Annotated in this window: 6 protein-coding genes and 1 other annotated feature; of the genes, 1 reads left to right on the plus strand and 5 read right to left on the minus strand. The window is 39.2% G+C overall.

Going from position 1 to position 7,683, the window contains the following annotated elements:
• Nucleotides 1-63: 63 nt before the first annotated feature.
• From serS to guaB, 5 genes are all read right to left on the minus strand, one after another.
• Nucleotides 64-1,344, minus strand: coding sequence for a serine--tRNA ligase (gene serS, locus BANA01_RS28550; protein ID WP_063255642.1), 1,281 nt, complete (start codon nt 1,342-1,344; stop codon nt 64-66).
• Nucleotides 1,345-1,442: 98 nt separating this feature from the next.
• Nucleotides 1,443-1,664 (minus strand) — a binding site (T-box leader).
• A gap of 53 nt (nt 1,665-1,717) precedes the next feature.
• A complete protein-coding gene (gene pdxT, locus BANA01_RS28555; RefSeq protein WP_063255646.1) occupies nt 1,718-2,305 on the minus strand; it encodes a pyridoxal 5'-phosphate synthase glutaminase subunit PdxT in 588 nt (195 codons plus the stop codon).
• Nucleotides 2,305-3,186 (minus strand): pyridoxal 5'-phosphate synthase lyase subunit PdxS, encoded by an 882-nt coding sequence (gene pdxS, locus BANA01_RS28560; protein ID WP_063255643.1) that lies wholly within the window; start codon nt 3,184-3,186, stop codon nt 2,305-2,307. Before pdxS ends, pdxT begins: the two co-directional genes overlap by 1 nt.
• 172 nt (nt 3,187-3,358) lie before the next feature.
• Nucleotides 3,359-4,735: a D-alanyl-D-alanine carboxypeptidase family protein gene (locus tag BANA01_RS28565; protein WP_218008436.1), complete on the minus strand. Its 1,377-nt coding sequence runs from the start codon at nt 4,733-4,735 to the stop codon at nt 3,359-3,361.
• Between the two features lie 127 nt (nt 4,736-4,862).
• Nucleotides 4,863-6,329: an IMP dehydrogenase gene (gene guaB / locus BANA01_RS28570; protein WP_063255644.1), complete on the minus strand. Its 1,467-nt coding sequence runs from the start codon at nt 6,327-6,329 to the stop codon at nt 4,863-4,865.
• Between the two features lie 106 nt (nt 6,330-6,435).
• Here guaB and BANA01_RS28575 point away from each other — a divergent pair, with 106 nt between their 5' ends.
• Nucleotides 6,436-7,377, plus strand: coding sequence for a YaaC family protein (locus BANA01_RS28575; protein WP_063255645.1), 942 nt, complete (start codon nt 6,436-6,438; stop codon nt 7,375-7,377).
• Nucleotides 7,378-7,683 lie beyond the last annotated feature (306 nt).

The raw sequence follows: 7,683 nt of genomic DNA on the forward strand, positions 1-7,683 counted from the left end.
GTATTGACAAGAGATAGAATATCACATTCTTAACATCCCTGTCAACATATTATTAATTACTTTTTATTCTGGAATGATAACTTCCTTATTCCCCATATATGGACGTAACACCTTAGGTATTACCACACTTCCATCAGCCTGCTGGTAATTTTCCAGGATCGCTGCAACTGTCCTTCCTATTGCTAGACCAGATCCATTTAATGTATGAACATGTTCCGGTTTGGCTTTTAGATCGCGGCGGAAGCGGATATTAGCACGACGCGCTTGGAATGCTTCAAAATTGCTGCAAGAAGAAATCTCACGATATGTTCCATAGCTTGGAATCCATACTTCAATATCATACTTTTTTGCAGCAGTAAAGCCTAGGTCACCAGTACACATGCTCAACACTCGATATGGTAGCTCCAATAATTGAAGCACGCGCTCTGCGTCATTTGTAAGCTTCTCAAGTTCATCGTAAGAATCCTCTGGCTTTACAAACTTCACAAGTTCAACCTTATTGAATTGGTGCTGGCGAATTAATCCTCGAGTGTCCCGCCCCGCAGAACCAGCCTCAGAACGGAAACATGCACTGTATGCTGCAAAGCGGATTGGAAGCTCATCTCCGCTTAATATTTCATCACGGTGGAGATTTGTAACTGGCACCTCTGCGGTTGGAATTAAGAAATAATCTTCGCTCTCAATTAAAAACGCATCTTCTTCAAATTTAGGAAGTTGACCTGTACCAGTCATGCTCGCACGGTTAACCATATATGGCGGTAATATCTCTTTGTATCCATGCTCATCCACATGTAAATCGAGCATAAAATTCATCAATGCACGCTCTAAGCGGGCTCCAAGGCCTTTATAAAATACGAAACGGCTGCCTGTAACTTTGCCCGCACGTTCAAAGTCAAGGATACCTAAATGGTCAGCAACATCCCAGTGCGGCTTCGCCTCAAATTCAAAGTCCCGAACTTGACCCCACTTTCTAATTTCTACATTTTCATCCTCTGATTCACCAATCGGAACACTTTCATGGGGAATGTTTGGAATGCTCATCAATAACAAGTCGAGTGTTTCTTCGACACTGCGGAGCTCCTCATCCAAAACTTTAATTCTGTCGCCCACCTCACGCATTTCTACAATAAGGTGATCTGCATCTGCCTTTTCACGCTTTAGAGCTGCTACCTGCTGGGAAACCTCATTACGTTTGCTTTTTAATTGTTCTGCCTCAACGATTAAATCGCGTCTACGCTGATCTAAGTCTTCAAATTTACCAAGATCCGTTAAATCTTCACCACGGTGTTGAAGTTTTTCTTTTACTTCTGCAAAATTAGCTCGTAATAATTTAATATCTAACATATTTACCACTCCTAACTAAAGTATAAAGCGTAAACACCTTTTTTCAGGCGTCGCAGCTAAGTTTAATCAATAAAAAACAAAAAACTCCCGTCCCCAAAAACAGGGACGAGAGTTACCCGCGATACCACCCTGGTTGACAGATATAGTCTGTCCACCTCGAAAAAAATTAACGGTTTTTACCGAAAGTACTTACTAACCCTAAGCAGGCGTTCCATACCTTGCTCGAGGAGGGATTCACAAGCTTCAAACACCGATTCACACCAGCCACCGGCTCTCTTTAGAATGAACTTCCTGTTACTAGTTCCTCTCATTGCTTTAACTTATTTATTTATTGAAATTAATTTACTATAATTATCCACTAATTGCAATAAATTTATACCAATTGTTTTGCTTTTGCTTCCTTTACCATGTCAACAAAGTAAGCCGTAATGTCATGATTTTCAGTTAATTCTGGATGAAATGAACACCCAAGGAACTGTCCTTCTCGAGCTGCTACAATGCGGTCGTTATGCTTTGAAAGTATCTCTACTTCTGCTCCAGCTTCCACAATGTGCGGTGCACGGATAAAGACTGCAGGGAAGTTGTCGGATACATCCTTGATGGCGAGGTCTGCCTCGAAGCTATCAACCTGACGTCCAAAGGAATTTCGTTCAACCGTAATGTCCATCACACCGATATGAGGTTCATGACCAACAAGATTTTTTGCTAAAAGAATTAGTCCTGCACATGTGCCAAACATGGGTTTGCCTTCTGCAGCAAATTCCTTTAATGCATCCATAAATCCATATTTATCAATCAACCTTCTCATCGCCGTGCTTTCACCGCCAGGAAGAATGAGGCCATCTACTTCTTTCAACTGGTCTACCTTCTTAATGGCGATTCCCTCTACACCACATTCCTCAACTGAACGAATATGTTCCCTGACGGCGCCTTGTAAAGCTAGTACTCCTACTTTAACCATTACCAACCACGTTCCTGCATACGATTTTCAGGGGACAATGATGAAATTTCAATGCCCTTCATTGGAGCTCCTAGTTCTTTAGAAAGCTCTGCGATTAATTTGTAGTCTTGGTAATGAGTTGTAGCTTCTACAATGGCTCTAGCAAACTTAGCTGGGTTTTCTGATTTGAAAATACCTGATCCTACAAATACACCATCCGCACCTAATTGCATCATCAGTGCAGCGTCAGCAGGAGTTGCAACACCACCAGCTGCAAAGTTAACAACAGGAAGGCGGCCAAGACGCTTAATTTCAAGAAGTAATTCAAATGGAGCGCCTAATAATTTTGCTTCTGTCATAAGCTCATCTTCATTCATTCCAACTACTTTACGAACTTGTCCATTTACTTTACGCATATGGCGTACTGCTTCAACGATGTTCCCTGTTCCAGGTTCACCTTTTGTACGAAGCATTGAGGCACCTTCGCCAATCCTGCGGGCAGCCTCACCAAGGTCACGACATCCGCAAACAAATGGAACAGTAAAATCACTCTTGTATAAATGATACTCTTCATCCGCTGGGGTTAAAACTTCACTCTCATCAATGTAGTCAACACCCATTGCTTCTAGCACGCGTGCTTCAACAATATGGCCAATTCTAGCCTTTGCCATTACAGGGATTGATACTGCATTCAAAACCTCTTCAATAATACGTGGGTCAGCCATACGAGCTACACCGCCAGCCGCACGAATATCAGATGGTACACGCTCAAGCGCCATTACTGCAACTGCACCAGCCTCTTCAGCAATTCTTGCCTGCTCTGCATTAACAACGTCCATAATGACGCCGCCTTTTTGCATTTCAGCCATTCCACGTTTAACTCGGTCCGTACCTGTTTTCATTGTAAATCCCCCTTGTGAGTTCCATTTTTATAAATATTGCAAAAAATTAACGTATAAATTTAGGAAATAGTGTTAATTCATTCGGAATTAGATTGTTTCCATAAAATCATTAAAGCAACAAAAAAGGATTCCTGTCAAGACAAGAATCCTTTTGGTAAATATTCCCTTGTTTTTAAAACCATCCTTTAACAGTGGATGAAATTCCTCCCCAAAGGTCTCCAAAGAATCCTCCGATTCCTCTCATCATTAAGACAAACCAATTAGCCTTCTCAACATCTTCAGCTGCAATTACATCAACCGTAATCTTACCTTCTTTAGTTAAAAATCCTAAATTTCCTGACTCTTTTGGTTGAATGGATAACGTTCCGACTTTTTCACCCTTTTTAATAGGTGCAGTAAGTTCACCTTGTTTATTAACTTTCTTTTTATCGAGTATTAAGCTGGTTTTGAAATTATCCTTTTCCCCGTTCTTCACAACCATGTTAACTGCATCTTTTGTATAAATCTTTACTTGTTTTTCTTTACCTTTGGTTACAGGTAACGTTTTTTTCCCTTTAACTTGATAATGCTTTGGAATTATTTCTTCTTTTTTAAAATTATTAAAAGCATAATCTAGGATCTTTCTAGTTTCTCTGAAACGTTCGGATTGGGAACCTGTATTCATAACAACAGATATAAATCTTTGACCATCTCTAGAAGCTGTGCCTGTAAAATTGTAGCCAGCAAATGGAGTAGATCCAGTTTTTAAACCATCCAAACCATCATAAACAAATTGTTGATAATTAGGATATCTATCAGCGATGTCTTCGTATCCTTCTAACATCCAGTTCCAGTTATCCATTACAAATTCATCTTCCGTACCCTTTGCAAAAATCTTTTCCGGTATACTAGATGTTTCCAATACTTCTGGGAAATCATGTAATAGGCGTGAAGCCAAAGCTGCAACATCTTTTGCAGACATTATATTTTCTTCATCGGGTTCACCCACCACTTCTGGAAAGTGCTTTAACATATCACTATTATTCAACCCTGTAGAGTTTACAAACTTATACTTTTCCAAGCCAAGTTCCGCTGCTTTGTTATTCATCATTTCAACAAATTTTGCCTCAGATCCACCAACAATCTCGGCAATCGCAATTGTAGCTGCATTAGCTGATTCAATCGCCATTGCTGCATACAAGTCTTCTACCTTGTACTTTGCGTCAACACGCAAGTATACATTGCTTAAATCCTCGTCATGAGACATTTTAGAAAGTTCAGGAGAAACTACATACTCTTGCCCCCACTTTACTTTCCCTTTTTTAACTGCTTCTAAAAGTAAGTATTCTGTCATCATTTTTGTCATACTAGCAATGCCCAGAGCGGTTTCAGAATTCTTTTCATACAGAATCATGCCTGTATCTGCATCCACCAATATCGCTCCAGATGCTTTAACATCTAATCCCACAGTTTCTGCCTCTGCTTTATTTATGCCTGCAAAAAGGCTTAAAAACATGATCATTGCCAAGGAAGCAGCAAAATATTTCCGATAAAAAAGTTTATTCACCATAATACCCTCCAACTTATTTTTGCACTTTGGTTATTTTAACATAACTGGGATTCAAATCATAGACAGAGGATAGGACTATCTTTTTACAAAAAAAAGACAGAGAAGCCAGTGCTTCTCTGTTTTTCCATTAAGATAAGGAGTAATTTGGTGCTTCTTTTGTGATTTGAACGTCATGAGGATGGCTTTCTCGCAGGCCTGCCCCGGTCATTTTAATAAATTGAGCATTATTTCTTAACTCTTCTAGGTCCTTTGTTCCACAATAGCCCATGCCAGAACGTAACCCCCCAATTAACTGATAAATCGTTTCAGCTAAAGGTCCTTTATAAGGCAGGCGACCTTCGATTCCCTCAGGAACAAACTTCTTATTATCTTCTTGGAAATAGCGATCCTTTGAGCCTTTTTCCATAGCTGCTACGGATCCCATACCACGATAAACCTTAAAACGTCTTCCTTGGAAAATTTCAGTTTCACCTGGACTTTCTGTTACACCCGCAAGCATACTTCCCAGCATAACGGCATGACCACCTGCAGCAAGTGCCTTCACGATATCACCTGAATATTTAATTCCGCCATCCGCAATAATGGACTTACCGTGTTTTCTAGCCTCTGTAGCACAGTCATAGACCGCTGTGATTTGTGGTACACCCACACCAGCTACTACCCTTGTAGTACAAATCGATCCAGGGCCGATACCTACCTTAACGACATCTGCTCCGGCTTCAATCAATGCCGCAGTTGCTTCACCAGTAGCGACATTTCCAGCAACGATCGTTAAATCTGGGTATTGGCCTCTTATTTCTTTCACTGTATCAAGAACGCCCTTGGAATGGCCATGTGCTGTATCGACAACAATTACGTCTACATTTGCCTTTACAAGCTTCTCAACCCGCAGCATGGTATCTTTAGTGACGCCGACTGCTGCTCCAGCTAACAAACGACCTTGCTTATCCTTTGCTGAGTTAGGAAACTCAATAACCTTCTCAATATCTTTTATGGTGATTAACCCTTTTAAGACTCCTTGATCATCGACAAGCGGAAGTTTTTCAATTTTGTACTTTTGAAGAATATTTTCCGCTTCTTTTAATGTGGTACCTACAGGAGCGGTAACCAGATTTTCTTTTGTCATCACATCAGAAATTTTAAATGAATAGTCCTGAATAAAGCGTAAGTCACGGTTGGTGATAATCCCTACCAGTCTTTGCTCATCGAGATTATTGACAATCGGCACCCCTGAAATCCGATATTTTCCCATTAAATGCTCTGCATCAAATACCTGATGTTCTGGAGTAAGGAAAAACGGATCCGTAATTACGCCGCTTTCTGACCTCTTTACTTTCTCAACCTGTTCAGCCTGTTGTTCAATCGTCATATTTTTATGGATGATTCCTAAACCACCCTGACGAGCCATTGATATCGCCATTTCCGCTTCTGTTACAGTGTCCATCCCTGCACTAATAATCGGGATATTTAGCTTTACATTGGGAGATAACTCCACTTGAAGACTTACATCACGCGGCAGTACTTCTGATTTACCAGGAATTAATAAGACATCATCAAACGTTAAACCTTCTTTTGAAAATTTACTCTCCCACATTTTTATGGCCTCCAGGAAAAAATTTTTTAATTGTAGGTTATCAATTGGACAAAATACTGTCAAGGAACTTGTTTTAATCTAATTTTTCTGAAAAAGGTGATTACCATTGACTGTTGACTATAATGGCTGGAAAAGCTATGCATGTTTTTTTTCTGCAGAGTACTGTCAGCTATACCTAAAAAACCAATATAAAAAATGTAATATTGAAAACCCTGAACAAAAAAGTTATGAAAACTGCTATGCCTTTTTATATTATCTCGAGCATGGTCAAATTTATTATCAACAAGCCGAAAACTCACCACTAATACTAAAACCAATTCTTCTTTTTTATGGTCTTGTACATTTAATTAAAGCCTGTATCTTAACGGTTGATCCTGCTTATCCAGAAACCACTTCCGTTTTAGCTCACGGTGTTTCAACAAGGAAAAGAAAAAAGCAAAACTATCAATTTTTTCAAGATGAAGTAAAGTTTCAAAAAAACGGGCTTTTTCCTTTTATGTCAGAAAAAATGTTCCACATGAAACAATTAGAAGGCGATAAAATCACGATGGAAGAATTGCTTGAGCTCATTCCTGAATTGGATGATTTATTTTTAGTCCATGAGTCAAAAAGCACGTTTATACCCATATCTACGCAACAAGGGCAACTGGCAATACCAGATAAAATATTGGATTATTATCATATGACAGAAGAGAGATTAAAGGAGTTTCTAACGACGAGATCTGATAATCAGATCGAGTTCTCAAGTGAAGGGCTCCTGTTTCAATATGATAAAAAGACATTTACCGGATTATCACCAATTAAATTCAATCTAGAAAACAATGCTTTCGTAATTCCATTAAAGAAGGAAAATCTTTTTGAGTTCCCTGAACTAATGGTGCATTATCTCTTACTTTATAATCTTAGTATGATTGCTAGATATGAAACAGAATGGTGGAGTGAAATGACCAAAATGATGCCAAATCGTGATTATCCATTTATAAAAACCTTTTTAGATATCACATTGAAAAAGGGGCCGTTTTTGATTTATGAGTATTTAATGAATTAGTATTTTAAAAAAGTGATCCAAGGGATGAGGTTGATCTAATCGTTACTGATTTAACGATAAATGACGCCGTGCGGGCATGAATAGCAGCTATTCGTTACCCTAATCTCCAAATATGGCACCGCACGGGCATGATTAGCTGTTATTTGTTACCCTTTTCTCTAAAAGTGCCGCCCTACGGGCATGATTAACTCCCTAATGGTAACATTTTTCTTAAGAATATAACCCTGGTCGTGATTTTCAGCACATCGTTTTAACCTTAAATAAACACAAAAAAAGCACAACCCAAATTAGGTTTGTGCTTCATGT

The sequence above is a fragment of the Neobacillus niacini NBRC 15566 genome, assembly GCF_001591505.1.
In the GTDB taxonomy this organism is placed as follows: Bacteria; Bacillota; Bacilli; order Bacillales; family Cytobacillaceae; genus Neobacillus; species Neobacillus niacini.